Annotated in this window: 24 protein-coding genes and 2 pseudogenes; 11 read left to right on the top strand and 15 right to left on the bottom strand. The window is 70.0% G+C overall.

All coding sequences use genetic code 11. The features are described from left to right. The first annotated feature begins 133 nt into the window (after positions 1-133). Together G3I77_RS22275 and G3I77_RS22280 are read left to right on the top strand one after the other, a co-directional pair. On the top strand, positions 134-1,357 hold the full coding sequence (locus G3I77_RS22275) for a serine protease (RefSeq protein WP_248506435.1): 1,224 nt from the start codon (positions 134-136) through the stop codon (positions 1,355-1,357). Between the two features lie 285 nt (positions 1,358-1,642). Continuing rightward, positions 1,643-2,845: a serine protease gene (locus G3I77_RS22280; protein ID WP_248506437.1), complete on the top strand. Its 1,203-nt coding sequence runs from the start codon at positions 1,643-1,645 to the stop codon at positions 2,843-2,845. 81 nt (positions 2,846-2,926) lie between these two features. Here the strand turns inward: G3I77_RS22280 and hflX are convergent, their stop codons facing one another. The 6 genes from hflX to miaA all read right to left on the bottom strand — a co-directional run bounded on the left by hflX (position 2,927) and on the right by miaA (position 11,165). Then, a complete protein-coding gene (hflX, locus tag G3I77_RS22285) occupies positions 2,927-4,420 on the bottom strand; it encodes a GTPase HflX (protein ID WP_248506439.1) in 1,494 nt (497 codons plus the stop codon). Positions 4,421-4,546: 126 nt separating this feature from the next. Continuing rightward, entirely contained in the window at positions 4,547-6,076 is a 1,530-nt protein-coding gene (locus G3I77_RS22290) for a M1 family metallopeptidase (protein ID WP_248506441.1), read from the bottom strand. A 130-nt stretch (positions 6,077-6,206) separates the two neighbouring features. Continuing rightward, on the bottom strand, positions 6,207-8,387 hold the full coding sequence (locus G3I77_RS22295) for a bifunctional (p)ppGpp synthetase/guanosine-3',5'-bis(diphosphate) 3'-pyrophosphohydrolase (RefSeq protein ID WP_248506443.1): 2,181 nt from the start codon (positions 8,385-8,387) through the stop codon (positions 6,207-6,209). A gap of 294 nt (positions 8,388-8,681) precedes the next feature. Beyond that, the gene (gene dapF, locus G3I77_RS22300; protein WP_248506444.1) at positions 8,682-9,554 is read right to left on the bottom strand and encodes a diaminopimelate epimerase; all 873 of its coding nucleotides are present in this window, start codon (positions 9,552-9,554) and stop codon (positions 8,682-8,684) included. Between the two features lie 51 nt (positions 9,555-9,605). Then, the gene (locus G3I77_RS22305) at positions 9,606-10,118 is read right to left on the bottom strand and encodes a hypothetical protein (protein ID WP_248506548.1); all 513 of its coding nucleotides are present in this window, start codon (positions 10,116-10,118) and stop codon (positions 9,606-9,608) included. Positions 10,119-10,226: 108 nt separating this feature from the next. Further along, positions 10,227-11,165: a tRNA (adenosine(37)-N6)-dimethylallyltransferase MiaA gene (gene miaA, locus G3I77_RS22310; RefSeq protein WP_248506445.1), complete on the bottom strand. Its 939-nt coding sequence runs from the start codon at positions 11,163-11,165 to the stop codon at positions 10,227-10,229. Positions 11,166-11,347: 182 nt separating this feature from the next. On the opposite strand from miaA, the gene G3I77_RS22315 reads away from it, so the two are divergent. Together G3I77_RS22315 and G3I77_RS22320 are read left to right on the top strand one after the other, a co-directional pair. Then, complete coding sequence (locus G3I77_RS22315) at positions 11,348-11,620, top strand: hypothetical protein (RefSeq protein ID WP_248506446.1); 273 nt, start codon at positions 11,348-11,350, stop codon at positions 11,618-11,620. Positions 11,621-11,646: 26 nt separating this feature from the next. Then, positions 11,647-11,985, top strand: coding sequence for an antitoxin (locus G3I77_RS22320; protein ID WP_248506447.1), 339 nt, complete (start codon positions 11,647-11,649; stop codon positions 11,983-11,985). A gap of 120 nt (positions 11,986-12,105) precedes the next feature. Here the strand turns inward: G3I77_RS22320 and G3I77_RS22325 are convergent, their stop codons facing one another. The 4 genes and pseudogenes from G3I77_RS22325 to G3I77_RS22340 all read right to left on the bottom strand — a co-directional run. After that, on the bottom strand, positions 12,106-12,819 hold the full coding sequence (locus G3I77_RS22325; protein WP_248506448.1) for a class III extradiol dioxygenase subunit B-like domain-containing protein: 714 nt from the start codon (positions 12,817-12,819) through the stop codon (positions 12,106-12,108). A gap of 58 nt (positions 12,820-12,877) precedes the next feature. Next, the gene (miaB, locus tag G3I77_RS22330) at positions 12,878-14,392 is read right to left on the bottom strand and encodes a tRNA (N6-isopentenyl adenosine(37)-C2)-methylthiotransferase MiaB (RefSeq protein ID WP_248506449.1); all 1,515 of its coding nucleotides are present in this window, start codon (positions 14,390-14,392) and stop codon (positions 12,878-12,880) included. 63 nt (positions 14,393-14,455) lie between these two features. Beyond that, positions 14,456-14,848: pseudogene (locus tag G3I77_RS22335) on the bottom strand (LuxR C-terminal-related transcriptional regulator); the annotation flags it as partial. Further along, positions 14,842-15,204, bottom strand: a pseudogene (locus G3I77_RS22340) (sensor histidine kinase); the annotation flags it as partial. The pseudogenes G3I77_RS22335 and G3I77_RS22340, both read right to left, overlap by 7 nt. 110 nt (positions 15,205-15,314) lie before the next feature. Between G3I77_RS22340 and G3I77_RS22345 the strand changes: the two are divergent. Then, positions 15,315-15,800, top strand: coding sequence for a TrkA C-terminal domain-containing protein (locus tag G3I77_RS22345; RefSeq protein WP_248506451.1), 486 nt, complete (start codon positions 15,315-15,317; stop codon positions 15,798-15,800). A 4-nt stretch (positions 15,801-15,804) separates the two neighbouring features. After that, entirely contained in the window at positions 15,805-17,022 is a 1,218-nt protein-coding gene (locus tag G3I77_RS22350) for a cation:proton antiporter (RefSeq protein WP_248506453.1), read from the top strand. 65 nt (positions 17,023-17,087) lie between these two features. On the opposite strand, the gene G3I77_RS22355 is transcribed toward G3I77_RS22350, so the two are convergent. Then, positions 17,088-17,495: a MazG nucleotide pyrophosphohydrolase domain-containing protein gene (locus G3I77_RS22355; protein ID WP_248506455.1), complete on the bottom strand. Its 408-nt coding sequence runs from the start codon at positions 17,493-17,495 to the stop codon at positions 17,088-17,090. A gap of 94 nt (positions 17,496-17,589) precedes the next feature. On the opposite strand from G3I77_RS22355, the gene G3I77_RS22360 reads away from it, so the two are divergent. Then, entirely contained in the window at positions 17,590-18,591 is a 1,002-nt protein-coding gene (locus G3I77_RS22360; protein WP_248506458.1) for a TAXI family TRAP transporter solute-binding subunit, read from the top strand. Positions 18,592-18,619: 28 nt separating this feature from the next. Here the strand turns inward: G3I77_RS22360 and G3I77_RS22365 are convergent, their stop codons facing one another. Together G3I77_RS22365 and G3I77_RS22370 are read right to left on the bottom strand one after the other, a co-directional pair. Beyond that, entirely contained in the window at positions 18,620-20,026 is a 1,407-nt protein-coding gene (locus tag G3I77_RS22365) for a HAMP domain-containing sensor histidine kinase (RefSeq protein WP_248506460.1), read from the bottom strand. 9 nt (positions 20,027-20,035) lie between these two features. After that, positions 20,036-20,722 carry a response regulator transcription factor gene (locus tag G3I77_RS22370; RefSeq protein WP_248506462.1) on the bottom strand — a complete coding sequence of 229 codons (687 nt, stop codon included), beginning with the start codon at positions 20,720-20,722 and terminating at the stop codon, positions 20,036-20,038. A gap of 290 nt (positions 20,723-21,012) precedes the next feature. Here G3I77_RS22370 and G3I77_RS22375 point away from each other — a divergent pair, with 290 nt between their 5' ends. The 4 genes from G3I77_RS22375 (at position 21,013) to G3I77_RS22390 (ending at position 24,351) form a co-directional block, all read left to right on the top strand. Then, positions 21,013-21,789, top strand: coding sequence for an amino acid ABC transporter ATP-binding protein (locus tag G3I77_RS22375; protein ID WP_031134866.1), 777 nt, complete (start codon positions 21,013-21,015; stop codon positions 21,787-21,789). A 79-nt stretch (positions 21,790-21,868) separates the two neighbouring features. Next, positions 21,869-22,699 carry a glutamate ABC transporter substrate-binding protein gene (locus G3I77_RS22380; RefSeq protein ID WP_248506464.1) on the top strand — a complete coding sequence of 277 codons (831 nt, stop codon included), beginning with the start codon at positions 21,869-21,871 and terminating at the stop codon, positions 22,697-22,699. An 87-nt stretch (positions 22,700-22,786) separates the two neighbouring features. Beyond that, complete coding sequence (locus G3I77_RS22385) at positions 22,787-23,452, top strand: amino acid ABC transporter permease (RefSeq protein ID WP_248506467.1); 666 nt, start codon at positions 22,787-22,789, stop codon at positions 23,450-23,452. Further along, positions 23,449-24,351 carry an amino acid ABC transporter permease gene (locus G3I77_RS22390; RefSeq protein WP_248506469.1) on the top strand — a complete coding sequence of 301 codons (903 nt, stop codon included), beginning with the start codon at positions 23,449-23,451 and terminating at the stop codon, positions 24,349-24,351. The genes G3I77_RS22385 and G3I77_RS22390 overlap by 4 nt, the downstream gene beginning before the upstream one ends. Before the next feature lie 130 nt (positions 24,352-24,481). Here the strand turns inward: G3I77_RS22390 and G3I77_RS22395 are convergent, their stop codons facing one another. Next, a complete protein-coding gene (locus G3I77_RS22395) occupies positions 24,482-24,946 on the bottom strand; it encodes a S26 family signal peptidase (protein ID WP_248506471.1) in 465 nt (154 codons plus the stop codon). A gap of 7 nt (positions 24,947-24,953) precedes the next feature. After that, positions 24,954-26,840 (bottom strand): ABC transporter ATP-binding protein, encoded by a 1,887-nt coding sequence (locus tag G3I77_RS22400; protein ID WP_248506473.1) that lies wholly within the window; start codon positions 26,838-26,840, stop codon positions 24,954-24,956.

A 26,840-nucleotide genomic window follows, 5' to 3' on the forward strand; every position in this document is an offset into this window, starting at 1 on the left:
CACAGCCACCGCATAGTGTGTGGTGCCGTTCCCGGACACCGCGAGGTCGCCCCGAACTTCCCGAGAGACAACGGGAATCGGGGCCGAAACACCGGTTAGTCCACGTTCGTTCCATATCAGGGGGATTCAGATCATGCGATCCACACGTCCGTCGTCCCATACCGGCCGAGGAGGTCGGGCGCGCCGCAGGAACTCCCCCGTGCTGGCCGCCGTGGCCCTCGCCTCGGCGCTCGCGCTGACCGCCACCGCCTGCGAGTCGGGTGACGCCACGGCGGACGGCGAGGCCTCCGCGTCGGCCACCGCCTCCGACGACGGCAAGCTCAGGATCCCGGACGACATCAGGGACCGGCTCCGCGAGCACGGGATCGACATCGACAAGTGGAAGAACGGCGCCTGGAAGAACTGGGACCGGGACGACTGGCTGCGCGAGGCCAACGAATACGTCAACCCGATCATCGAGGGGCTCTGGAACCCGGACCGCATGCGGGAGGCCGAGGAGCCCGACCAGGGCGTCGACGACAGCGACCTCTCCGGTGACCAGGGTGTGACCGACCCGACGCCCGAGCCGGTCGAGGCGCAGGCCGTTCCGCCCTCGTACCACGCCAACGCCCCGACGGCCGGGAAGGTGTTCTTCGACTCCCCCGAGGGGTCGGCCGTCTGCTCGGCGACCGTGGTGAAGGACCCGGCGCACCCGGGCAAGTCCAACCTGGTGTGGACGGCGGGCCACTGCGTGCACGCGGGCAAGAAGGGCGGCTGGTACCGCAACATCGCGTTCGTGCCGTCGTACAACGACGACGGCAAGCCGGTGGCGGAGTTGGAGAACGCCACCCGCGAGGATGTCGCTCCCTACGGTGTCTGGTGGGGTGACTGGGCGCAGACCTCGGACCAGTGGATCGAGCAGGGCGGTTCGACGGGCGGCGACGGCGCGCCCTACGACTTCGCCGTCATCCATGTGACGCCGGAGAAGGGCAGCGGCGGCAAGTCGCTGGAGGAGATCGTCGGTTCGGCGCTGCCGGTCGACTTCAAGGCGCCCGCGGTGCCGCAGGTCAAGAGCGTCACGGCGATCGGCTACCCGGCCGCGCCGCCCTACGACGGGCAGAAGCTGTACCGGTGCGAGGACCGGCCCGGGCGGCTGTCGGTCACCGCGTCGGATCCCACGATGTACCGCATAGGCTGCACCATGACCGGCGGTTCGTCCGGCGGCGGCTGGGTGGCGACCGGCGCGGACGGCAAGCCGGCGCTGGTGTCCAACACCTCGATCGGCCCGGTGACGTCGGGCTGGCTGGCCGGACCGCGCCTGGGTGCTGTGGCCAAGGGCGTGTACGACTCGGTCAGCAAGAAGTTCGCCGGTCGGTGACGGCCGGCTGCTGAACCGCGCCGTCGACAGGACGGCGCACCCCGAGCCACCCCAAGCACACCGAAGCACCCCGGGCGCCCGGCGCACCCGGCGCGCCAGAGCCCCCGGACTCACGAGATCCGGCCCGGGGGCTCTCGGAAACCTTCACCGCCCCACCCCGCTACGCCCTCAACTCCCCGGGCATAGTGGGGTGTCGTGCGGGCCACCGAGCCCGCACCCATGGCATGCACACACCCAGGCGCACGCAGTACCAGATTCGTACGCACCAACGGGGGCCATCGCACCATGCGTTCCACACGTACGCCCGCACCGAGGCGCGGGCGGCGCACCGTCCTCGCGGCCGCCGGGCTCGTCGCCGCCCTGGCGCTCACCGCGACCGCCTGTGGCGGTTCGACGGACTCGGCGAGCGACAAGCCCGACGCCACCAGCTCCGAGGCCACCGCGAACAGCGGTGGCAAGGTCAAGATCCCGGCCGATCTCGCGGGCAGGCTCAAGGAGCACGGGATCGACGTCGACCGCTGGAAGGACGGCGGCTGGAAGGACTGGGACAAGGACCAGTGGCTCAGTGACGCCAAGGACTTCGTCAACCCGGTGATCGAGGGCCTCTGGAAGCCGGAGCGGATGCAGTCCGCCGAGGAGGCCGACAAGACGGTCACGACGAAGGACGCGTCGGCCGGCCAGGGCGTCAGCGACCCCGATCCGGCACCCGTCCGGGCGCAGGCCGAGAAGACGCCGTACCACCGCCACGCGGCGCCGGTCGGCAAGGTCTTCTTCGACTCCCCCGACGGCCCCGCCGTCTGCTCGGGCACGGTCGTCAAGGACGTCAACCACCCGGGCAAGTCCAACCTGGTGTGGACGGCGGGGCACTGCGTGCACGCGGGCGGCGACGGCGGCTGGTACCGCAACATCGTCTTCGTCCCGGCCTACAACGACCTCGGGAAGTCCGAGGCGGAGCTGAGCAACGCGAACCCGGGCGAGATCGCCCCGTACGGCAACTGGTGGGCGAACTGGGCCTCGACCTCGAACCAGTGGATCCAGGGCGGTTCGGAGAGCGGCGGCGACGGAGCCGCGTACGACTACGCCGTGCTGCACGTGAAGCCGGAGCAGGGCGCCAAGTCCCTGGAGGAGACGGTCGGCGCCGCGCTGGACGTGGACTTCTCCGCCCCGTCCGCGGCCGAGGCCGCCAAGATGGGCGCCTGGGGCTACCCGGCCGCGCCGCCCCACAACGGCCTGAAGATGTTCAAGTGCGTCGACATCCCCGGCCGGTTCTCCCTCTCCCCGACCCTGCCGACGATGTACCGCATCGGCTGCTCCATGACCGGCGGTTCCTCCGGCGGCGGCTGGTTCCGCGTCCTGAACGGCAGATCGGTGCTGGTCTCCAACACCTCGATCGGCCCGGCCGACAACACCTGGCTGGCCGGTCCGCAGCTGGGCCGGGACGCCGAGGCGCTCTACCAGAACATGAGCAAGACGTACGGCGGCCAGTGACCCGCACATGCTGAAGGCCCGCTCCCTGTGACAGGGGGCGGGCCTTCTCGCGTTCGGACGGGACGCGTGCTCAGGCCGGGCTCAGAGCGCCGGCGCCGGAACGTACGGCGTGAGCTCCGCCGCCAGTTCCTCGTGCACCCGGACCTTGAGCAGGGTGCCCTCCGGGGTGTGCTCCTCGGAGATCACCTCGCCCTCGTCGTGGGCACGGGCGACCAGCTTGCCGTGCGTGTACGGCACGAGCGCCTCGATCTCGACCGACGGGCGCGGCAGCTCGTTGTCGATGAGCGCGAGCAGCTCCTCGATGCCGAGGCCGGTGCGGGCCGAGACGGCGATGGACCGCTTCTCGACACGCAGCAACCGCTGCAGGGTGAGCGGGTCGGCCGCGTCGGCCTTGTTGATCACGACGATCTCGGGTACGCCGGTGGCGCCGACGTCCCGGACCACCTCGCGCACGGCGGCCAGCTGCTCCTCCGGGAACGGGTGCGAACCGTCCACCACGTGCAGGATCAGGTCGGCCTCGCCGACCTCCTCCATCGTGGAGCGGAACGCCTCGACCAGGTGATGGGGCAGGTGGCGCACGAAGCCGACCGTGTCGGTCAGCGTGTACAGCCGTCCGCTCGGGGTCTCGGCCCGGCGCACGGTCGGGTCGAGGGTGGCGAACAGGGCGTTCTCGACCAGCACGCCCGCGCCCGTGAGGCGGTTGAGCAGCGAGGACTTACCGGCGTTGGTGTACCCCGCGATGGCCACGGACGGCACCTTGTGACGCTTGCGCTCTTGGCGCTTGATCTCGCGGCCGGTCTTCATCTCCGCGATCTCCCGGCGCATCTTCGCCATCTTCTCGCGGATCCGGCGCCGGTCCGTCTCGATCTTGGTCTCACCGGGACCACGGGTGGCGAGGCCGCCGCCCTTGCCGCCGCCCATCTGCCGGGACAGGGACTGACCCCAGCCGCGCAGTCGCGGCAGCATGTACTGCATCTGCGCGAGAGCGACCTGCGCCTTGCCCTCTCGGGACTTGGCGTGCTGGGCGAAGATGTCGAGGATCAGCGCCGTCCGGTCGATGACCTTGACCTTGACGACGTCCTCGAGGTGGATCAGCTGGCCCGGGCTGAGCTCACCGTCGCAGATGACGGTGTCCGCGCCCGTGTCGACGACGATGTCGCGCAGCTCCTCGGCCTTGCCGGAGCCGATGTACGTGGCCGCGTCGGGCTTGTCGCGTCGCTGGGTGACTCCGTCGAGCACCAGCGCGCCGGCCGTCTCGGCGAGGGCGGCGAGCTCCGCGAGGGAGTTCTCCGCGTCCTGCACGGTTCCCGAGGTCCAGACGCCCACGAGGACGACCCGCTCCAGGCGGAGCTGGCGGTATTCGACCTCGGTGACGTCCTCGAGTTCGGTGGAGAGGCCCACCACACGGCGCAGGGCCGCGCGGTCGGAGCGGTCGAACTGGTCGCCGTCCCGCTCTCCGTCGATCTCGTGGCTCCAGGCGACGTCCTCTTCCATCAGGGCATCGGCCCGAAAACCCTCGGGGTGGCTGTGCGCGAAGCGCTTGGAGTCCTGGGAAAAGGAAGAAGAGGAGGTCATTGGATCCTTACGTAGGTGGGAAACCGTTCACTGTCTGCAACGCACGGGCGGTCCGGGAGATTCCCGGCGGCCCGTGCCGCGCCGACCTGAAGATGGTCGCACGGCACGGGGCGTCTCGTCACCGTGTTATCGGGCGGGCGTCCTCGCCGGCCGGGCCTGCTTCGCAAGGGCCTGCGGCTTCGCGGACGCCTCCTGCTTCCAGTCCGGGTGTCCCGGCATCGGCGGGGTCTTCTCGCCGTACAGCCAGCCCTGGAAGAAGCCGTCCAGGTCGCGCCCGGAGATCTCGGCGGCGAGCCGGACGAAGTCCTCCGTCGTGGCCGTGTCGTCCTGGTGACGGGCGACCCAGGCACGTTCCAGGCGTTCGAAGGCCGGGCGGCCGATCTCCTGGCGCAGGGCGTACAGGACGAGCGCGGCCCCGTCGTAGACGTTGGGCCGGAAGATGCTGGTCTTGCGGCCGGCGTCGGGTGCCTTGGGCGCGGCGGGTGGTCCGCCGGCGGTGCGCCAGCGGTCCGAGGCGCCGTAGGCGGCCTTCATCCGGTCCCGCATCGGCTTGTCCGCCTGCTCCTCGGCGTACAGCGCCTCGTACCAGGTGGCGTGCCCCTCGTTGAGCCACAGGTCGGACCAGGTGCGAGGGCTGACGCTGTCGCCGAACCACTGGTGGGCCAGCTCGTGGACCATGATCGACTCGACGTACCACCTGGGGTAGACGGGCTCGGTGAAGAGCTCCCGCTCGAAGAGGGAGAGCGTCTGGGTCTCGAGTTCGAAGCCGGTGGTGGCGTCGGCCACGAGCAGGCCGTACGTCTCGAAGGGGTAGCGGCCGACCTTGCCCTCCATCCAGGCGATCTGGCCGGGGGTCTTCTCCAGCCAGGGTTCGAGTGTCTTGCGGTGCTCGGTCGGGACGACGTCCCGTACGGGCAGCCCGTGCGGGCCGGTGCGGTGCAGCACCGTGGAGCGGCCGATGGAGACCTGGGTGAGTTCGGTGGCCATGGGGTGCTGGGTGCGGTAGGTCCAGGTCGTGGACCCGCCGGACTTCGCCACACCGGCGGGCAGCCCGTTGGCGACAGCCGTGTGACCGTCGGGTGCGGTGACCCGGATGGTGAACATCGCCTTGTCGGAGGGGTGGTCGTTGCACGGGAACACCAGGTGCGCGGCGTCGGCCTGGTTCGCCATGGCGAGGCCGTCCGCAGTGCGTACCCAGCCGCCCTCGCGGCCCTCGACGGGCACCGGATCACTGGTGTGCCGCACGGTGATCCGCATCCAGTTGCCGTCCGACACCGAGTCCTCGGGCGTGATCACCAAGTCCTCGCCGGCGGTGCGGAACTCCGCGGGGTCGCCGTCGACCTCGACCGACTCGACCGTGCCGTGGGCGAAGTCCAGGTTGACGCGGTCCAGATCGGCCGTTGTCCAGGCATCGATGGTGGTGACGGCCCTCAGGGGCTCGCTGTTGCTGCCCGGATAGGTGAAGGAGAGGTCGTACGACGCCACGTCGTAGCCGGGGTTGCCCAGGTGTGGGAAGAGCCGGTCGCCGACGCCGAGCGGGACGACGGGGGCGCTCGCGGCGACGAGGCAGACGGAGATCGCCGAGGTGAGCAGGGCGGCGCCGGTCCGGCGACGACGGGTGGGGGTGGTGGCCTGGCTGTGGGGGGTCAGGAGCATGCCCCACGGCTATCAGCGCGCGGCTGAGCGGTGAGGACGGCGCGCTTTTGACCCACCCGAACCGGGGACCGGGGCCTGCGCCGGGTGCCGTCCGGGCCGCCCGGGAGGCCCTCCGGAGGTGCGGGCCGGGTCAGCCGCCCTGCGGCTGTGGCTGCGGCTGTGCCCGACTGACGTCGTACACCCCGGCCACATTGCGCATCGCGCGCATCAGGGCGGGCAGGTGGCCTGCGTCCGGGAGCTGCACGGTGTAGGTGTGCCGCACCTGCTGCTGGGTCGGGGGCTCGACGGTCGCCGAGACGATCTCGGCGCCCTCGGAGGCCATCGCCTCGGTGAGGTCGGCCAGCAGATGGGGACGGACGAACGATTCGGCGACCAGGGTGACCCGGCACTCGGCGGCCTCCCCCCAGCGCACGCCGACCTCCGCGCGCCCCCCATCCTTCATGCGCGCCACCGCGGCGCACTCCACGCGGTGCACGGTGACCGCTCCCCCGCGTACGGCGAAGCCGGTGATCTCGTCCGGGGGTACGGGCGTGCAGCAGCGGGCGAGCCGGACGGTCGCGCCGGGCAGGTCGGCGAGGACGTTGCCGGTGGCGAAGCGGTCGGCGGGCTGCCCGGGCGTCCCCTCCGGCTCGGGTACGTCGGCGGGCCGGAGAACTGTCCGGTCCTCGGCGATCCGCGCCTCGCTCTGCTGGGACTCCGCCTGCGCCGGATGGGCGGTCAGCCAGCGCTGGATGGCGATCCGGGCCGCGGGCGTGTGGGCGTGCTCCAGCCACTCCCGGGAGGGCTCCGACGCCGGGTCCTGGCCCATGAGGAGCTGGACGGTGTCGCCGTCCTTCAGGACGGTGCTCAGCGTCGCCAGGCGGCCGTTCACCCGGGCGCCGATACAGGCGTGCGCGTCCTCCCCGTACTGCGCGTACGCGGCGTCCACGCAGGTCGCTCCCTCGGGCAGGCCGAGCGTGCCGCCGTCGGGCCGGAAGACGGTGATCTCGCGGTCCTGGGCGAGGTCCTCGCGCAGGGTCGACCAGAAGTGGTCGGGGTCGGGTGCCGCCTCCTGCCAGTCGAGGAGCCGGGACAGCCAGCCGGGGCGGGTGGGGTCGACGCGCTCGCCGTCGGCCGGGTCCTCGGGGGCCGGTGCGTAGGGGTTGCCGAGGGCGACGACACCGGCCTCGGCGACCTTGTGCATCTGGTGCGTGCGGATGAGGACCTCGACGACCTGGCCGTCCTCGCGCGCCACGGCCGTGTGCAGCGACTGGTACAGGTTGAACTTCGGTACGGCGATGAAGTCCTTGAACTCCGAGACCACCGGCTTCATACAGGTGTGCAGTTCGCCCAGGACGCCGTAGCAGTCGGCGTCCTCGTTCACCAGGACCAGGACGCGGCCGAAGTCGGAGCCGCGGAGCCGGCCGCGTTTGCGGGAGACGCGGTGCACCGAGACGAAGTGGCGGGGCCGGATGAGGACTTCGGCCGGGATGTCCGCCTCGCGGAGCACACCGCGCACCTCGTCGGCGACCTCGGCGAGCGGGTCGTCCGTGCGGGCCGCGTTGCGGACGATCAACTCCCTGGTGTGCGCGTACTCCTCGGGATGCAGGATCGCGAAGACCAGGTCTTCCAGTTCGGTTTTGAGCGCCTGGACGCCGAGCCGCTCGGCGAGCGGGATGAGCACATCACGTGTCACCTTGGCGATGCGCTCCTGCTTCTCGGGACGCATCACGCCGAGGGTGCGCATGTTGTGCAGGCGGTCGGCGAGTTTGATCGACATGACACGGACGTCGTTGCCGGTGGCGACGAGCATCTTGCGGAAGGTCTCGGGTTCGGCGGCGGCGCCGTAGTCGACCTTCTCGAGTTTGGTGACGCCGTCGACGAGGTAGCGGACCTCCTCGCCGAACTGGTCACGGACCTGGTCGAGCGTCACGTCCGTGTCCTCGACCGTGTCGTGCAGCAGGGACGCCGTCAACGTCGTGGTCTCGGCGCCGAGTTCGGCGAGGATCAGGGTCACGGCGAGCGGGTGCGTGATGTACGGCTCGCCGCTCTTGCGCATCTGGCCGCGGTGCGAGGACTCGGCCAGCACGTAGGCGTGGCGCAGGGGTTCGAGGTCCGCGTCGGGGTGGTGGGCGCGGTGGGCCTCGACGACGTGGCTGATGGCGTCGGGCAGCCGGCCACGGGCGGCGGGGCCGAGCAGGGCCGCGCGGCCGAGGCGGCGCAGGTCGATCCGGGGGCGGGCCTTTCTGCGGGGGGCTGTCGGCGTCACCGGTCCCGACACCGCGCCCGGCATCGGGCCTGGGGTCACGGAATTCGTGGCCTCCGCACTCATGGGCACCTCCGGCTGCGTCAACCGGCGGACGGGGTGCCCCAGGGACACGGCTCAGGGGGCGGCTTCGGTCCCCCGTCCGGGCCGGTGCTTGATGCTACCGAGCCCACCACGCTCGACTGACCGCCTCTCGCCGAGCGTGAAACTGATCACCCATTCGAGGGACGAATGTGAGGTTTGTACCCCCGTATGTCTTGACCTCCACGATGCGATTCCCGCCAAGTGGCCGGATTCCAACGGTGGTTTCGGGTCGGGTGGCCGAGGGCGCGCGGGTGTTTCAGGACGACCGGCCCCGGCTCACACGGACGTGACGGTTTCCAGCCAGTCCGCGTCGATCTCACCCTCGGCCACGATCACGGCCGGGCCGGTCATCTCGATCTCTCCGTCGGGCCGCTCGGTGATCACCAGCGTGCCACCGGGGACGTCCACGGTGTAGGTCGCGGGTGCGCCGGTGGCCGTCGGGTCGGCGCCGTCACGGCGGGCGGCGGCCACGGCGACCGCGCACGCGCCCGTGCCGCAAGAGCGGGTCTCGCCGGAGCCTCGTTCGTGTACACGCAGCGCGACGTGCCCCGGGCCGCGGTCGACCACGAACTCGACGTTCACCCCGTCCGGGTAGGCGGCGGCCGGGCTGAAGGGCGGCGGGGAGAGCAGGTCTCCGGCGTGCGCCAGGTCGTCCACGAAGGCGACCGCGTGCGGGTTGCCCATGTTGACGTTGCGCGCGGGCCAGCTGCGCTCGCCGACGCTCACCGTGACGGCACCCTCGGGGAGCACCGCCCGGCCCATGCCCACGGTCACGTCACCGTCCTTGGCGATGTGCACGGTCTTCACACCCCCGCGCGTGGCGACCGCGAGGTCTCCCTCGGTCACGTGACCGGCGCGCTGGAGATAGCGCGCGAACACCCGCACGCCGTTGCCGCACATCTCCGCGATCGAGCCGTCGCCGTTGCGGTAGTCCATGAACCACTCCGCCTCGGCCGCCATGCCCTTCGCCTCCGGGTGGGCGGCGGACCGCACGACGTGCAGCAGCCCGTCACCACCGATGCCCGCGCGCCGGTCGCACAGGGCGGCGACGGCGGCCGGGGGCAGGTCGATGGCGTTCCCGGGGTCCGGGACGATCACGAAGTCGTTCTCGGTGCCGTGACCCTTGAGGAAGGCGATCCGCGTGCTCATGCCTCGATCGTAAGGGGTGCCTACGACAGAGCCCGAGCGCCCGTACGGCGATCAGCGCAGTCGCGCCACGCGCCACACGGCGAGGACCACCACGAGGGCCACGACCAGGGCGTACGCGAGGGCGACCCGCCAGTCGGGTCTGCGGCCGGAGCCCCGGGCCGGCAGGCCCGGCCACGTGTAGCCGACGCGGCGGGCGGCCATCATGCCCCAGCCGGCCGCGCACGAGCAGATCAGCAGGCCCAGCATGGCGATGACGGCCCCGCTGTCGCCGAAGTCGAAGGCGAGCGGGAAGGCGAACATCAGGGAGCCGAGTGCCGCGAGGCTCACGATGGGCGCCAGCTGCCAGATGCGGAGCCGGCGCTGGGGGCGCAGCTCGACCTCGACCTCGTCGGCGAACATCTCGCCGGGCTCGGGACCGTCGTCCGTCACACCCTGCGTCTCGTCGGGCCCGTCGGAGCTGAGGTGACCCGTCTCCTGCTCCGGCGCGTCCCCGCCCTCCGCCACATCCCGCTCGGCGGTGATGTGATCGGTGCTTCGTGCGGTGTCGCGAGGGCCGGCCTCCATCGCCACGCGCCCTCCCAACTAGGACTCAACTCGGTCGATCGAAGCTCGATGATGGCACGCCGCCGAAGGACCGGATGACGGCCTGGGCGTCCCGATGCCATGACGTGATCAGGCTGTAACCGGTCGTTCGACCAAGGACAGCGCGAGCTGCGGAAGTTCTGTGAGATCGGCCGCTGCCCCACTCAACCAGTGCACCCGCGGGTCGCGCCTGAACCATGAATCCTGGCGGCGCGCGAAGCGCTTGGTGGCACGCACGGTCTCGGCCCGCGCTTCCTCGAGGGTGCACTCCCCGGCGAGCGCCGCGAGGACCTGCTGGTAGCCGAGCGCGCGCGAGGCCGTACGCCCTTCACGCAACCCCTGCGCCTCCAGCGCACGCACCTCGTCCACGAGGCCGGCGTCCCACATCCGGTCGACCCGGCGCGCGATGCGCTCGTCGAGCTCGGGGCGGGCCACGTCGACGCCGACCTGGAGGGTGTCGTACACCGAGTCGTGGCCGGGGAGGTTGGCCGTGAACGGCTTGCCGGTGATCTCGATCACCTCCAGGGCGCGCACGACCCGGCGGCCGTTGCTCGGCAGGATCGCGCGGGCTGCCTCGGGGTCGGCGGCGGCCAGGCGGGCGTGCAGCGCGCCGGAGCCGCGCAGCGTCAGTTCCTCCTCCAGGCGGGCGCGCACCTCGGGGTCGGTGCCGGGGAACTCCAGGTTGTCGACGGCCCCGCGCACATACAGTCCGGAGCCGCCGACCAGGATCGGCCAGCGGCCCTCGGCGAGCAGCGCGTCGATCCGCTCCCGGGCCAGGCGCTGGTACTCGGCGACGGACGCCGTGACGGTCACGTCCCAGATGTCCAGCAGGTGGTGGGGGACGCCGTCGCGCTCCTCGGGCGTCAGCTTGGCGGTGCCGATGTCCATCCCTCGGTAGAGCTGCATGGAGTCGGCGTTGACGACCTCGCCGCCGAGACGCTGGGCCAGGAAGACGCCCAGATCGGACTTTCCTGCCGCAGTTGGTCCGACGACGGCGATGACGCGGGGGGCGGGGGGTGCGCTGCTCACCGCCCCAGTCTCGCAAACCTCGAACCCTGGTCTCGAACGAGTTACGTGACGCGACGGCCGCGGGGTCGTTGCCCGTTGCGAGGTTCCTGCCGCCGGATCGCAGAGGCGGTGGCCCGGGCCGCGCAAACTGACGCACCGGGCAACGCGGGATTTCGCCCGCACGAGTAACGTATGGAGTGGATATGGGCGTTTTTGCACGACTTCTCCGGCGGTCAAAGGTCACGGCGGAGACGCCTGCGGCCGAGGCTCAGACCGACACGGCGAAGGCCGGGCCCGAGACGGAGGCGGCCGAGGCGACCGCGGAGACGAAGGACACCGACGGAGCCGAGGGCGCGGCGAAGCCGGCTGCCGAGGACACCACCGAGGTCACCGAGTCCGAGGGCGTCGACATCCCCAAGCAGCAGTCCACCGACAAGGCGGCCGACAACGAGGCCGGCGAGGGCGCCCGTACGTGACCGCCCCGCGCGAGGGAAGGTGAGCCATGGGTCTCCTGGAGAACGTGAAAGCCAAGCTGGGCCCGGCCTTGGGCAAGGTCTCGGACCTCGCACACCGGCACGAGGGCAAGATCCACCACGGTCTCGACAAGGCAGCGCATGCCGTCGACAAGAGGACCAAGGGCAAGTACAGCGACAGGATCCAGTCAGGCACGGGCCGGGCCAAGCACGCCATGGACCGACTCACACACCATGGCGACACACCTCACACCGGCGGCACGACGGCGCCACCCGGGACAGGCCGGACGGCTCCCTCACGGGACGCGGCTCCCTCACCGGACGCGGGCGGCACTCCGCGTCCGGAGGCACCGCCTCCCACGTCCTGAGCGCCCATCGGCGCAGCAGGTTCCGAGCGGGCATCGGCACTCTGACAGGCATATCGGCGGACGGCCGCGGAGCACGAAGGCTCCCGGCCGTCCGCCGTCTCCCGCGCTGTGCCGCCCGGTCTACGACCAGGCGGCGACGACGTATCCCACGCCGTAGGGCGCGTCCTCGTACAGCAGGGAGCCGCCGAGGTCCGCGCCCTCGCCCGCGCCCGCCAGGACCTGCCAGGGGGCCCGGCCGGACACCTTCAGCTCGTGGGCCAGCCCGGTGTCCAGCCTGGTGAGTGCGGCCATGTCCGCCGCGCCGAGCGCCCGGGCGGCCTCCGCGTCGAAGGGCGCCGCCCGTTCGTCCAGGTAGCCCGGCGCCTTGAGTGTCCGGCACGCGCTGGCGTCACCCATCACCAGCAGGGCCACCCGCTCGTCCCGGGCGGCGATGTCCCTCCCGGTCCGCGCGCACAGCTCGGGCGGGTACGACTCCCCCACCCCGAGTCCCTCGACCGGGGCCTCCGACCATCCGGTGCGTTCCAGCAACCAGGCCGCCACCGCCAGCGCGTACGGCAGCCGCGGTTCCGTCTCAGCGCCTTCGGCCGCTCCCAGCCGCACGCCGAGGTCGACGCCGAAGCCCCGGAAGGACCCCTCTGTTCCCTCCGGGTACGCCTCGGGCCCGACGCTGTCCACCGGGCCGACGACCACGAGCCGGCCGGGCCTGGCGGCGGCGAGCACGCCCAGAGCGTCCGTGCAGGCGGCCCGCGCGGCATCCAGTTCCGGGGCGGCGCCTGCGGCCACCTCGGGGACCAGGAGGGGCGGGCAGGGGCAGACAGCGGCGGCGACAAGCATGATCGGCAGGGTAACTCTCAGGAGCCGCTGCTACCGCACAGGGCAGCGGCGGCCCGGCTCAGTCGCAGCCGCACCCGCTCGCCACGGCCGGCAGGGGCTCGGGCGCACCGATCCTCGGCAGGCCCAGCATCACGCCGACGGGCTTGGTCTTCTCGGCCGCGTTGCGCTTCTCCCAGGCGTCGCCCGCCCGCGTGCGCCGCACGTCGAGCACGGGGCCCTCGGCGAGGAGGTGGTGCGGGGCGGCGTAGGTGATCTCGACCGTGACCACGTCGCCGGGGCGGACCTCCTGGTCCGGCTTGGTGAAGTGGACGAGGCGGTTGTCGGGAGCCCGACCGGACAGACGGTGGGTGGCGTCGTCCTTGCGGCCCTCGCCCTCGGCGACCATCAGCTCCAGTGTGCGGCCGACCTGCTTCTTGTTCTCCTCCCAGGAGATCTCCTCCTGGAGGGCGACGAGCCGCTCGTAGCGCTCCTGGACGGCCTTCTTGGGGATCTGGCCGTCCATCTCGGCGGCCGGGGTGCCGGGGCGCTTGGAGTACTGGAAGGTGAAGGCCTGAGCGAAGCGGGCCTCGCGCACCACGTGCAGCGTCTGCTCGAAGTCCTCCTCGGTCTCGCCGGGGAAGCCCACGATGATGTCGGTGCTGATCGCGGCGTGCGGGATGGCGGCGCGGACCTTCTCGATGATCCCCAGGAAGCGATCCTGGCGGTAGGAGCGGCGCATCGCCTTCAGGACCGGGTCCGAGCCGGACTGGAGCGGCATGTGCAGCTGCGGCATCACGTTCGGCGTCTCGGCCATCGCGGCGATGACGTCGTCGGTGAAGTCCCGCGGGTGCGGAGAGGTGAAGCGGACGCGCTCCAGGCCGTCGATCTTCCCGCAGGCGCGCAGCAGCTTGCTGAAGGCCTCGCGGTCGCCGATGTCGGAGCCGTACGCGTTGACGTTCTGACCGAGCAGCGTGATCTCGGAGACGCCCTCGGCGACCAGGGTCTCGATCTCGGCGAGGATGTCGCCGGGGCGGCGGTCCTTCTCCTTGCCGCGCAGGGCCGGGACGATGCAGAAGGTGCAGGTGTTGTTGCAGCCGACGGAGATGGAGACCCAGGCCGCGTACGCGCTCTCACGGCGGGTGGGCAGCGTCGAGGGGAACGCCTCCAGCGACTCGGCGATCTCGACCTGCGCCTCGTCCTGCACGCGGGCGCGCTCCAGCAGGACGGGCAGCTTGCCGATGTTGTGCGTGCCGAAGACGACGTCCACCCAGGGCGCCCTCTTCACGATGGTGTCGCGGTCTTTCTGCGCGAGGCAGCCGCCGACCGCGATCTGCATGCCGGGGCGGCTAGCCTTCTTCGGGGCGAGGTGACCGAGGTTGCCGTACAGCTTGTTGTCGGCGTTCTCACGCACGGCGCAGGTGTTGAAGACGACGACGTCCGCCTCGTCGGCGCCCTCGGGGGCGCGGACGTAGCCCGCGTCCTCCAGCAGTCCGGACAATCGCTCGGAGTCGTGGACGTTCATCTGGCACCCGTAGGTGCGTACCTCGTATGTGCGCGTGCCGCCCACTGACTGGCTCCGGTCGATGCTGCTCATGGGGACAAGGGTAGGCGGTCGGCGAACGTGACTCGGCCGCCTGTGGACAACCCCGCATCCGGCTCAGGGCTCGATGAGTCCGGCCCTGATCGCGTACCGGGTCAGCTCCAGGCGGTCGCGCATGCCGAGTTTCTGGAGGAGGTTGGCCCGGTGGCGCTCGACCGTCTTGGCGCTGATGAAGAGGAGTTCGCCGATCTCCTTCGAGGTGTGGCCCTCCGCGACCAGCTTGAGGATCTCCTCCTCGCGTTCGGTGATGGCCCGTTCCGGCAGGCCGTCGCCGCGGTGCAGCCGCTCCAGGTAGGAGCGGACGAGGGTGCGTTCGGCGCCGGGGTAGATGAACGGCTCGTCGCGCACGGCCGCCCGGCAGGCCTCGACGAGGTCGCGGTCGGCGACGGACTTGAGGACGTAGCCGCTGGCCCCGGCCCTGAGCGCCTCGAAGAAGTACTCCTCGTTGTCGCCGGTCCCGCTACCACCGGCCGGGAGCCAGGACGCAGCAGGTCCGCGGTGGCCATGGCCCGGTCCAGCCGCTGCAGGGGCACCAGGCCGAACCGCAGCACGAGCGCGTTGCCGGCGAGCAGCAGCACCAGGCCGCCGAGCAGAACGAGGGCCTCACCCGCGAGGACGGGGGTGGACACGGTGACCGGGCCGAGCAGCAGCGCCGTGGCCAGGACCAGGCCGGCGGCGTTGAGCGAGAAGATCCGCCAGAACAACGACACGCTTCCGAATCCGCTCCTTCCCGCCTTCACGCAGTGCACCGCCCCCGCCGGCCTCTCCGGCGACCGGCCGCTGCGTATATCCGTCACGACACCCATGTCGTCACCGTACGGCCGGATGGGAGCATGCGGACTTGACCCGTCCGATGGTCGACCCCGTTCACCAGACGGGCAAAGTGTGACAAACAAGACGAACAAGGGGAAGCAACGTGTCAGCTCCGCGCCTGAGGGCGACGCCGCTACCGGGGATCGGGGTCCAGTACGACCTGGAGACCCGGGAACACCGCCATCTGTCGGTGGTGGCGCACCGCGACGGCACGCGCACGGTGAACGTGTACCGGGCCGACGATCCCGACTCGTGCGCGCAGTCGCTGCGGCTGACCGGTTCGGAGGCGGGTTCGCTGATCGACGCGCTGTCGCCGTCCCACCACAGCCCGAGCCTGCTGTACACCACGGACCTGGGGCTGGTCGCCGAGCGGATCGAGGTGGCCGCGACCTCGCGCTGGAACGGGCGGGTGCTGGGCGACATGCGGATGCGGACGGAGACGGGGGCGTCCGTGGTGGCCGTGCTGCGCCGGGCCGAGGCCATCCCGTCGCCCGCGCCGGACTTCCGGCTGGCCGGCGGTGACACGCTGATCGTCGTCGGCACCCGTGAGGGCGTCGACGCGGCCGCGACCATACTCGGGCGGGAGTGAGCCGTTGCACTCCGCGGTTCTGCTCATCGAGTTCGGTTCCATCATTCTCGGCCTCGGCCTGCTCGGCCGGTTCGCCGCCCGGTTCCAGCTCTCGCCGATACCCCTGTACCTCCTGGCCGGTCTGGCCTTCGGTGAGGGCGGTCTGCTGCCGCTGGGCGCGAGCGAGGAGTTCATCGCCACGGGCGCGGAGATCGGCGTCATCCTGCTGCTGTTGATGTTGGGCCTGGAGTACACGGCGAGCGATCTGGTCTCCAACCTCAAGACCCACTACCCGTCCGGTCTGGTCGACTGCGCCCTCAACGCGCTGCCCGGGGCGGCCGTGGCGCTGCTGCTCGGCTGGGGTCCGGTGGCCGCCGTCGTGCTGGCCGGTGTCACCTGGATCTCGTCGTCCGGCGTGATCGCGAAGGTGCTCGGTGATCTGGGCCGGGTCGGCAACCGGGAGACGCCGGTGATCCTCAGCGTGCTGGTGCTGGAGGATCTGGCGATGGCGGTGTACCTGCCCATCGTCACGGCGCTGGTCGCGGGAGCCGGGCTGATGGCCGGGAGTGTGACCCTGGCCATCGCGCTGGGCGCGGCCGGGCTCGTGCTGTTCCTGGCCTTGCGCTACGGCAGGCTCATCTCGCGGTTCGTCTCCAGCGACGACCCGGAGAAGCTGCTGCTGGTCGTGCTGGGCCTGACGATCCTGGTCGCGGGTGTCGCGCAGCAGCTCCAGGTGTCGGCGGCGGTGGGGGCCTTCCTGGTGGGCATCGCGCTGTCCGGGGAGGTCGCGGAAGGTGCGCACACTCTGCTGAGCCCGCTGCGCGACCTGTTCGCGGCGGTCTTCTTCGTCTTCTTCGGGCTGCACACCGACCCGTCGAGCATCCCGCCCGTCCTGCTGCCCGCTCTAGGGCTGGCCGTCGTCACCGCGCTGACGAAGATCGCCACCGGGTACTGGGCGGCCCGCCGGGCCGGGATCTCCGTCAAGGGCCGCTGGCGGGCGGGCGGCGCGCTGGTGGCCCGCGGCGAGTTCTCGATCGTCATCGCCGGCCTGGCCGTCGCGGCGGGTATCGAACCGTCCCTCGGTCCCCTGGCCACGGCCTACGTGCTGATCCTGGTCGTTCTGGGTCCGCTCACCGCGCGCTACACGGAGCCGGTGGCGGCCCGGTGGGCCCGGCGCCGCGAGCCCCATCGCCCGGAGCCCGCGCCCCGGGCGACCGAGGCCGAGGCACCGGTCGCCGACTGAGGAGGGGGTGAGCCGGGCGGCCCGGGCCCTGGTGACCCGGTGCGTGCTCCCCGGAGCGACCCGGGTCAGGCGCCCCCGCCCGGCACCCACCCCTGCTTGCGCAGCACCCCGGGCACGTCGGGCACCTCGTAGTGCTCCCCCTTGAGGACCTTGCCGTCCTCCCGGCGGGAGACCGAGCCGTCGGGGCCGATCTTCGTCATGTTGGAGCGGTGGATCTCGGCGAGCACCGCGTCCAGGTCGATGCCGTGCACGAGGGCGGTGCCGTACGCGACGTAGACCACATCGGCCAGCTCGTGGGCGAGCCGGTCGAGCGGGCCCCGCACCGACACCTCGGCGACCTCCGCGGCCTCCTCCGCGAGGAGTTCGCCGCGATGGGCCGCGAGGTCCGGGGAGACCTCCGTCGGCGTACCGCGGGCGTCCAGGCCGAAGGCGCGGTGGAATTCACGGACCAGGTCGGCGGGCGAAGAGCTCATGGGGGCGACTGTAGTGGCGGCCACTGACACCCCGCCCTCACCCGGTGCCCCCTGCCCTGGTCAGGGAGGCACCCCGGCTGGCAGGATCGCCCGCATGTCCAGAACGCTCCCCCCGATCGGCAGGCGCCGGGCCCTGCAGGGCGGCACCGCCGCCCTCGTGGTCCTCGGCCTGCTGCTGTGGTGGCTGCGCCCCTGGGCCGAGGAGCCGCCGAGCGGGACCATCACGTTCAGAACGGGCACCCGCGCGGGGGTCTACCACGAGTACGGGGAGCTCCTGCGCAACGAGATCGACAAGGACATGCCCGACCTGAAGGTGCGGCTGCTGACCAGCGCCGGCTCGCAGGAGAACGTCGCCGACGTGGCGACCGGCAAGTCCGACTTCGCGATCGCCGCGGCCGACGCGGTCGCCACGTACAAGCTCGACAACGGCCCGGGCGCCGACCGGCTGCGCGGCCTCGCCCGCCTGTACGACGACTACGTCCAGCTCGTCGTGCCGCCGGACTCGGACATCCGCACCGTCGCCGACCTGCGGGGCAAGCGCGTGGCCATAGGGCTGCCCGACTCCGGCGTACGGCTGATAGCCAACGGTGTGCTCAAGGCCGCCGGTATCGACCCGGAGAAGGACATCAAACCGTCCTCGGACGGCATCGACACCGGGCCCAAGCGGCTGGGGCACGGCCTCGACGCGTTCTTCTGGTCGGGCGGGGTGCCCACGGACGGTCTCAGCCGGCCGGCCAAGAAGTCGGCATCGGCCTTCCGGTTCGTGCCGATCGACGCCACGCTCGTGGCCAAGCTGCACGACCAGGGCGGCGCCACGCGCTACTACCGCGCCACCAAGATGCCGGAGTCGGCCTATCCCACCATCCAGCGCGGCCACGCGGTGCCGACCCTGGCGGTGTCCAACGTGCTGCTCACCCGCAGCGACATGGATCCGCGGCTCACCGAGTGGCTCACCCGTACGGTGCTCGACAGCCGGGACCTCATCGGCGCGACCGTCCACTCCGCCCAGCTGGTCGACGTCCGCACGGCGATCTACACCGACCCGCTGCAACTGCACGTCGGCGCCCAGCGCTACTACCAGTCGGTCAAGCCTTAGCGCGCGAACCCTCCGCCGTCGCCTTCCATCACGCCGTGGGCGCCGACCTCGGCACCGCCACCGTCACCTTGAGCCCGTGCGGCTCGTGACGGTCGTACGCGATCGAACCGCCGCCCGCCGCGAGCAGCGCCCGCGAGATGGACAGTCCGAGGCCCGAGCCCTTGATGTTCTGATGCCGGCCGCTGCGCCAGAAGCGGTCGCCGACGCGGGCCAGCTCCTCGTCGGTGAGGCCCGGGCCATGGTCGGTGACGACGACGGTGGAGGTGTCGCCGTGGGAGGTGACGGTCACCTCGACGGTCTGGCCCCCGGGCGTGAACTTCACCGCGTTGTCGATGACCGCGTCCAGCGCGCTGGACAGCGCGACCGGGTCGGCCCACGCGGTCGTCGGCGGGCAGTCCCCGACCAGGCGTACGTCCTTGGCCTCGGCGGTCGGGGCCCAGGCCGCCAGGCGTTCCGCGGCGAGCTCACCGATGTCGGTGATCTTCAGATCCGCATCGGTGTGCTCGGCCAGCGCCAGGTCGAGCAGGTCGTCCAGGACCTGCGCGAGGCGCTTGCCCTCGGCCTGGACCGAGGCGATCTCCTTGTTGCCCTCGGGCAGTTCGAAGGAGAGCAGCTCGATACGCAGCAGCAGCGCCGCGAGGGGGTTGCGCAGCTGGTGCGAGGCGTCGGCGACGAAGGCGCGCTGCTGCTCCAGCACATCCTCGACGTTGTCCGCCATCTCGTTGAACGACCGGGCCAGCCGCTGGAGTTCCGGCGGACCGCCGGCGGCGGCCACCCGGGACTTGAGCCGCCCGGTGGCGATGTCGTGGGTGGTGGCGTCCAGGACCCGCACGGGCTTGAGCACCCAGCCGGTCAGCCGCAGGGCGGCACCGACGGCCAGCAGCATCGCGGCGGACTCACCCGCGCCGATGACCAGCCAGCCGCGCAGCGTGCGCGAGCGCATCTGCCCGGTGGGCGAGTCGGTGACAACGACCGCGACGACGTCCCCGTCCCGGATGACCGGCGAGGCGACCACGAGATTGCGGCGCTGCCAGGGCCACACCTGCTTCGGGTCGTGGCTGCGGCGACTGAGCTTCGCCTCGTCGAAGGCGTCGCGCACCTCGCCCTCCTCCGGCAGCGACCACGCGGCCGGTGCGTGGGCCATGGCACTGCCGGTGCGGTAGAAGACACCGGACCGGATGCCGTAGACCTCGTAGTAGCTGCGGAGCTCGCTTCTGAGGGTGGCCAGACGCTCGGTCTCGAACGCGCCGGTGGTGCCGTCGGGCGAGTCGGTGACGAACTGGGCGAGGGCGGCGAAGCGCGCCGTGTCGTCGATCCGGTCGACGACGACCTTCTGCTGCTGTGCGCCGGCGAGACTCACGGCCAGCGGGATGCCGAGCGCGAGCAGAACGGCCGCCATCAGGATGATGAGCAGGGGGAGCAGACGTGTGCGCACCCGGCCCCGCTACCCGGCAGGCGCGACGAGCCGGTAACCGACTCCGCGTACGGTCTCGATGAGGGCCGGCATGCGCAGCTTGGCGCGCAGGGACGCCACGTGCACCTCCAGGGTGCGCCCGGTCCCCTCCCAGCTGGTGCGCCACACCTCGCTGATTATCTGCTCCCGGCGGAAGACCACTCCGGGCCGCTGCGCGAGCAGGGCCAGCAGGTCGAACTCCTTGCGGGTCAGCTGGATCACCGCCCCGTCCACCGTGACACTCCGCGTGGGCAGCTCGATGTGCACCGGGCCGAGGCGCAGCTCGGTCTCGATGCCGCTGGAGGTGTCCTCGTGGGAGGTGCGCCGGCTCACGGCGTGGATACGGGCGAGCAGCTCCCCGGTGTCGTAGGGCTTCACCACGTAGTCGTCGGCGCCCAGGTTGAGGCCGTGGATGCGGGAGCGCACGTCGGAGCGGGCCGTGACCATGATGACCGGGGTGGCTGTGCGCTTGCGGATCTTGCCGCAGACTTCGTATCCGTCCTGGTCGGGCAGGCCGAGGTCGAGGAGGACGACGCCGAAGCAGTCGCCCTCGGGAACGAGTGCCTGGAGGGCTTCCTCACCGCTGCGCGCGTGCGTGACGTCGAACCCGTGCCGTGCCAGAACCGCCGACAGGGCGGCGGCGACGTGGTTGTCGTCCTCGACGAGCAGCAGTCTCATCCGGGCCCCCTTCGGTTCACTGGCCGTACGATCTAGATGTGTACAAAAATGCGTGCACGCGCGCGCGTGCACCCTGTGCAGTCACGCTGATGGATGAGGACGGCGTCAAGAGGGTTCCGGTTGCGGACGCCTTCCGTTACCCGGCTGGTATGAGCGCCGCTCCCACGTACTACGACACGTGTCCGATTGCTATCGGATCGTGATGCTCAGATTCCCCTCAGATGTAATGACGCAGGTCGTAGAGGGTTACTACTGTCCTCCGAAACCGAGGAGGACGGAGCCTGAGAGCGATGACCGAAGTATCGGTGGCCAAGGAAGATGTGGCCGCGACCGGAGAACTGGTCGTCCTGAAGAGCGTCAACAAGCACTTCGGCGCGTTGCACGTACTCCAGGACATCGACCTGACGATCGCCCGCGGTGAAGTCGTCGTGGTCATCGGGCCCTCCGGGTCCGGCAAGTCCACCCTGTGCCGCACCATCAACCGCCTGGAGACGACCGACTCCGGCACGATCACGATCGACGGCAAGCCCCTGCCCGCCGAGGGCAAGGCGCTGGCCAAGCTGCGCGCCGATGTCGGGATGGTCTTCCAGTCCTTCAACCTCTTCGCGCACAAGACCGTGCTCGAGAACGTGATGCTCGGCCAGATCAAGGTCCGCAAGAAGGACAAGAAGGCGGCCGAGGAGCGGGCTCGGGCCCTGCTCGACCGGGTCGGCGTGGCCGCGCAGGCCGAGAAGTACCCGGCGCAGCTCTCCGGCGGTCAGCAGCAGCGCGTCGCGATCGCGCGGGCGCTGGCCATGGAGCCGAAGGTCATGCTCTTCGACGAGCCGACCTCCGCGCTCGACCCCGAGATGATCAACGAGGTGCTGGAGGTCATGCAGCAGCTCGCCCGCGACGGTATGACCATGATCGTTGTCACCCATGAGATGGGTTTCGCACGATCGGCTGCAAACCGCGTGGTGTTCATGGCGGACGGCCGAATCGTCGAGGAGGCTGCGCCAGACCAGTTCTTCAGCAACCCGCGCAGCGACCGTGCCAAGGACTTCCTGTCGAAGATCCTGCACCACTGACGGCGCGGGGCGCGCGCGACCCGACTGCGCCCCCGCCCTTGACGGCCCACATCTCTTCACAAGTCAAAGGATGTTCACCATGAAGCTCCGCAAGGTCACCGCCGCCTCGGCCACCGTGTTCGCTCTCGCCCTCACCGCCACCGCCTGCGGCGGCGACAACGGCGATTCCGGCTCCGGTGGTGACAAGACGATCACCGTCGGCATCAAGTACGACCAGCCCGGTCTCGGCCAGAAGACGCCGCAGGGCTACGCGGGCTTCGATGTCGACGTCGCCACGTACGTCGCGAAGAAGCTCGGCTACGACGCGGACCAGATCGAGTGGAAGGAAGCGAAGAGCGGCGACCGCGAGACCATGCTGCAGCGCGGTGACGTCGACTTCATCGCCGCGACCTACTCGATCACCCCGGAGCGCCAGGAGAAGGTCGACTTCGCCGGCCCGTACCTGCTGGCCCACCAGGACGTGCTGGTCCGCGCCGACGACGACTCCATCAAGTCGCCGGCCGACCTCAACGACAAGAAACTGTGCTCGGTGGCCGGCTCGACCTCGGCGCAGAACGTCAAGGACGAGCTGGCACCCAAGGCCGATCTGCAGACGTACCCGACGTACTCGGCCTGCATGGGCGGTCTGCAGACCAAGAGGATCGACGCGCTGACCACGGATGACTCGATCCTCGCCGGTTACGCCGCCCAGGAGCAGTTCAAGGGCAAGTTCAAGCTCGGCGGCTTCAAGATGACCAACGAGAACTACGGCATCGGCGTCAAGAAGGGCAGTGACCTCAAGGACAAGATCAACAAGGCCCTCGAGGAAATGGTCGCCGACAAGTCCTGGCAGAAGGCCGTGGACGAGAACCTCGGCCCGGCCAACTACAAGAACGAGCCCGCGCCGAAGATCGGCGACATCAAGAGCTGACGCAACGGCTGAGGCAACGCCTGACGGGTGCGCCGTCCTCCGGGGCGGCGCACCGGGGCATCCCTATACGCGGAAGCGCGGGAGATCGTGTTCGACTTTCTGAGTGACTACGACATCCTGGGAGCCTTCTGGACGACGGTGCAGCTCGCCCTGCTGTCGGCCGTCGGCTCCCTGATCTGGGGCACCCTGCTGGCCGCCATGCGCGTCGGACCGGTGCCGCTGATGCGCGGCTTCGGGACCGCTTACGTGAACCTCGTGCGGAACATCCCGCTGACCGTGATCATCCTGTTCACCTCGCTGGGCCTCTACCAGGCCCTGAACATCACCCTCGGCGCCGACAGGTCGGACACGGCGAACTTCCGGCTCGCCGTACTCGGTCTGATCGCCTACACCTCCGCCTTCGTGTGTGAGGCGCTGCGTTCCGGCATCAACACGGTGCCGGTCGGTCAGGCGGAGGCGGCGCGCGCCATCGGCCTGACCTTCTCGCAGGTGCTGCGGCTGGTCGTGCTGCCGCAGGCGTTCCGCTCGGCGGTGGGTCCGCTGACGAACGTCCTGATCGCGCTGACGAAGAACACCACGGTAGCCGCGGCGATCGGTGTGGCGGAAGCGGCGTTGCTGATGAAGGAGATGATCGAGAACGAGGCGCAGCTGCTGCTGATCTCCGCGATCTTCGCCTTCGGTTTCGTGTGCCTGACGCTGCCGACCGGTCTGATCCTCGGCTGGGTGGGCAAGAAGGTGGCGGTGAAGCGATGAGTTCCCTTCTCTACGACGCGCAGGGGCCCCGCGCCAAGCGGCGCAACGTCCTGTTCACGGCGATCTTCCTGGCCGCTCTGGCGGCCGTGCTGTGGTGGGTGTACATCACCCTCAAGGACAACGGCCAGCTCGAATGGGTCCTGTGGGAGCCCTTCTTCACCAGCTCCGAGCCCTGGTCGACGTACATCTGGCCGGGCCTGCAGAACACGCTCAAGGCCGCGGTGCTCGCCGTGATCATCGCGCTTCCGCTCGGTGCGGTGTTGGGCATCGCCCGGCTGTCGGAGCACGCCTGGATCCGGGTGCCGGCCGGAGCCGTGGTCGAGTTCTTCCGCGCCATCCCCGTGCTGATCCTCATGATCTTCGGGCTCGCCCTGTTCGCCGAGTACACGAACGTCTCGTCCGACGACCGTCCGCTGTACGCGGTCGTCACGGGTCTGGTGCTGTACAACGCCTCAGTCCTCGCGGAGATCGTCCGAGCAGGCATCCTCTCTCTACCCAAGGGCCAGTCCGAGGCGGCCATGGCGATCGGCCTGCGCAAGAACCAGGAGATGAGGCTCGTCCTGCTGCCGCAGGCGGTGACCGCGATGCTGCCGGCCATTGTCAGCCAGCTGGTCGTCATCGTGAAGGACACCGCTCTCGGCGGCGCGATCCTCACCTTCCCCGAGTTGCTCGCCTCGGCGAGCACGATGAGCGGCTACTACGGTGCGAACACGATCGCCAGCTTCACGGTCGTGGCCGTCATCTTCATCGCGCTCAACTTCGCCCTGACCTCCTTCGCGAGCTGGCTGGAGCGCCGGCTGCGGCAGGCCAAGAAGTCGACGGGTGCGGTCGTCGGCGCGGACGCAGCCGAGGAACTGGCCGTGCCCGGCGAGCACGAGGACGTGAAGAAGGGGCACTGATCCCGTCCCCCAGCATCACTGGATGAGAGGCCCGGCAGACCGTCCGACTGCCGGGCCTCATCCGGTTGTTCGCAGCCTTACTTGTTCACTGCTCGCACGAGCGAAGTCGATCAGGTTGCCTCGACAGCCGTCACGCAGCCGTCGACCGCGCGAGCCTGCGAACCACCACTCCCAGCACCTGGTGTGTGGGGCACGGCCCGTGTTGCTTCGAATCAACACTGCGGGGATTGTCGCCGATCACCAGAATATGGCCGGCCGGGACCACTCCGTCCTTCTTCATCTGTTCAGGAAAGCTCTCACCGCTCAGTGCGACGGCCCGCTTGATGTACCACCGGTTGGCATCCACATCGCGATCCTCGAGTGGCTTACTACCCCACCCCGTTTCGATGTCCGGACGCACCACCACGACTACACGCCCCTTTCGCAGGCCCCGGGACCCGCGCCGGATCAGAACCCGGTCTCCGGTCTCGAACGCGGGACTCATACTGAGCCCGTTCACCGTGACGGCGACGAAACTCCGCTGTATCCAGCAGACACCGATCGCAGCCATCAGGACGGTCAATACGGCGACTGCCAACCAGAACAACCTGATCACCGTCCCTTCATGACGCGGTGGAGTCCATATAGTCCAGGGCCTGGAGGGAAAAGAGGCGCGCGTACTCCCCGCGATAGTCCATCAACTCGTGATGAGTGCCCTCTTCGACGACACTCCCATTCTGGATGACGACGATTTTGTCCGCGTGCCGTACAGTGCCCAGCCGGTGCGAGATGAGAACACTGGTGGAGTTGGCCCGGTAACGCCTCAGTTGTTCGTGGACCTCCCGCTCGGCAGCCGCGTCCAGACCCGAACTGGGCTCGTCGAGAATGAGCAGATCCCGCCTGCTGCGGAGCAACGCCCGGGCTAGCGCGATGCGCTGCCACTGACCGCCCGAGAGGGTGACGCCGTGCTCCTGCTCGCCCGACTCGTCCTCCTGGTAGAAGATCCTCGACAACATCGTGTCGTAGCCGCGGGGAAGCTTGGCCACATGGGGGTGAACCCCGGCTTCCTCGGCGGCCGCACGGATCTCCTCCTCATTGCCGAGGAACTTCAGGTCACCCATGGAGATGTTCTCTGCGACGGACAGGTCGTAACAGGTGAAGTCCTGGAAAACGGCACTGATGCGCTCCCGCAGATCGGCTGCCTCGACGTCACGGATGTCCACACCGTCCCACGTGATGCGGCCCTTCGTCGGGTCATACATCCGGCAGAGCAACTTCACCAGCGTGCTCTTGCCGGCTCCGTTCAGACCCACGAGTGCGAGCGCGCGGCCGAAGGGAATGGTCAGCGTGATTCCACGCAACACCCACGGGCCGTCTTCGCGATAACGGAACCAGACGTCCTCGAGTCGGATGCCGTGGCGCAATGCTGGGAGTTGTCTCGGCTCAGCGGGCTTAGGCAGATCGGGTTCACCGCTGCTGACATCCAGGTAGTGCCCGAATATCAGAAGCGAGTGGTAAGCGGCGGTGGCATCAGCGATGGCGCCGCCCAGCGCGCTCTGCACACCCGCGACGGCTGCGAGAAACGCGGACACATCGCCGATGCTGAACTCACCTCCGAGTGCAGCCATGACGATCCAGACAAGACCGCAGGCCGCGACCAGAGCGCTGAGAACGGACAGGGGAACATGCCGTGTGACCGTCTTCCGGTCAAGTTGCTCCTCGGCCCGGTTGATCTCAACTGTCTCGTCGCGCATCCGCTCCAGCAGGAACCGGCCGGTCCCGAAGAGCCGGGTCTCCTTGACCGCGTCAAGATCGAAAAGAAGGCGCTGGTAAAAGAGCTGCCGCCTGCTCCTTGGGCTCATTTCCCACATCATGTCGGAACGCTGCCGGCTGATCGACATCTGAAGGAAAAGCGCCGGGAGAACCGCGAGTACCGTAACGAGCGCCATCAACGGACTGATGGCTATAAGGACGCCGAGAAAACTGAAGACGGTCAGACCTGCCTGGAGCAGCCCGAAACAGGAGGCGACAACTTGTTCGGGAGCTGTGACGGCGGCCTGCTGCGCCATCCGGAGTCGGTCGAGGAACTCCGGCTGCTCGAACCGGGCCAGCCCTTCCAGCCGGCTGACGGCGGAGTACAGCCGGTACTGGACCAGCAGGCTCACACCACGCTGGAGTCGTGACTTCAGGTACTCCGCGATCGGCGGCAACGCGGCCAGGACAGCAGTCAGCACACCAATGCAGACGACCGCCTGCAGCGGCGTGATCACGGGCGCCGGAATGCTCCCCGAGCCGCCCCCACCGCTCGTATTCGCGCGCTGGACACCGTCGATGAGCCACTTGGTCAGCAGGGCCAGAGCGGCGGGCAGCATGCCCTGCGCCACGATGGCCACTAGGTACAGCAATGTGGTAACCCGACCCGCCCGCCAGGCCAGATTGAGGGCGTGCAGAGCGCGGCCGGCCAGCACGCCGACACCACTCACGAATTGCAGGGCCGAACGGGTCGACAC

The sequence above is a fragment of the Streptomyces sp. D2-8 genome (assembly GCF_023184515.1).
Taxonomy (GTDB): Bacteria; Actinomycetota; Actinomycetes; order Streptomycetales; family Streptomycetaceae; genus Streptomyces.

Coding starts and splice junctions, on each gene's coding strand:
- G3I77_RS22275 (WP_248506435.1), top strand. CDS start 134: ATGCGATCCACACGTCCGTCGTCCCATACCGGCCGAGGAGGTCGGGCG.
- G3I77_RS22280 (WP_248506437.1), top strand. CDS start 1,643: ATGCGTTCCACACGTACGCCCGCACCGAGGCGCGGGCGGCGCACCGTC.
- hflX (WP_248506439.1), bottom strand. CDS start 4,420: ATGACCTCCTCTTCTTCCTTTTCCCAGGACTCCAAGCGCTTCGCGCAC.
- G3I77_RS22290 (WP_248506441.1), bottom strand. CDS start 6,076: ATGCTCCTGACCCCCCACAGCCAGGCCACCACCCCCACCCGTCGTCGC.
- G3I77_RS22295 (WP_248506443.1), bottom strand. CDS start 8,387: ATGAGTGCGGAGGCCACGAATTCCGTGACCCCAGGCCCGATGCCGGGC.
- dapF (WP_248506444.1), bottom strand. CDS start 9,554: ATGAGCACGCGGATCGCCTTCCTCAAGGGTCACGGCACCGAGAACGAC.
- G3I77_RS22305 (WP_248506548.1), bottom strand. CDS start 10,118: ATGGAGGCCGGCCCTCGCGACACCGCACGAAGCACCGATCACATCACC.
- G3I77_RS22315 (WP_248506446.1), top strand. CDS start 11,348: ATGGGCGTTTTTGCACGACTTCTCCGGCGGTCAAAGGTCACGGCGGAG.
- G3I77_RS22320 (WP_248506447.1), top strand. CDS start 11,647: ATGGGTCTCCTGGAGAACGTGAAAGCCAAGCTGGGCCCGGCCTTGGGC.
- G3I77_RS22325 (WP_248506448.1), bottom strand. CDS start 12,819: ATGCTTGTCGCCGCCGCTGTCTGCCCCTGCCCGCCCCTCCTGGTCCCC.
- miaB (WP_248506449.1), bottom strand. CDS start 14,392: ATGAGCAGCATCGACCGGAGCCAGTCAGTGGGCGGCACGCGCACATAC.
- G3I77_RS22355 (WP_248506455.1), bottom strand. CDS start 17,495: ATGAGCTCTTCGCCCGCCGACCTGGTCCGTGAATTCCACCGCGCCTTC.
- G3I77_RS22360 (WP_248506458.1), top strand. CDS start 17,590: ATGTCCAGAACGCTCCCCCCGATCGGCAGGCGCCGGGCCCTGCAGGGC.
- G3I77_RS22370 (WP_248506462.1), bottom strand. CDS start 20,722: ATGAGACTGCTGCTCGTCGAGGACGACAACCACGTCGCCGCCGCCCTG.
- G3I77_RS22375 (WP_031134866.1), top strand. CDS start 21,013: ATGACCGAAGTATCGGTGGCCAAGGAAGATGTGGCCGCGACCGGAGAA.
- G3I77_RS22380 (WP_248506464.1), top strand. CDS start 21,869: ATGAAGCTCCGCAAGGTCACCGCCGCCTCGGCCACCGTGTTCGCTCTC.
- G3I77_RS22390 (WP_248506469.1), top strand. CDS start 23,449: ATGAGTTCCCTTCTCTACGACGCGCAGGGGCCCCGCGCCAAGCGGCGC.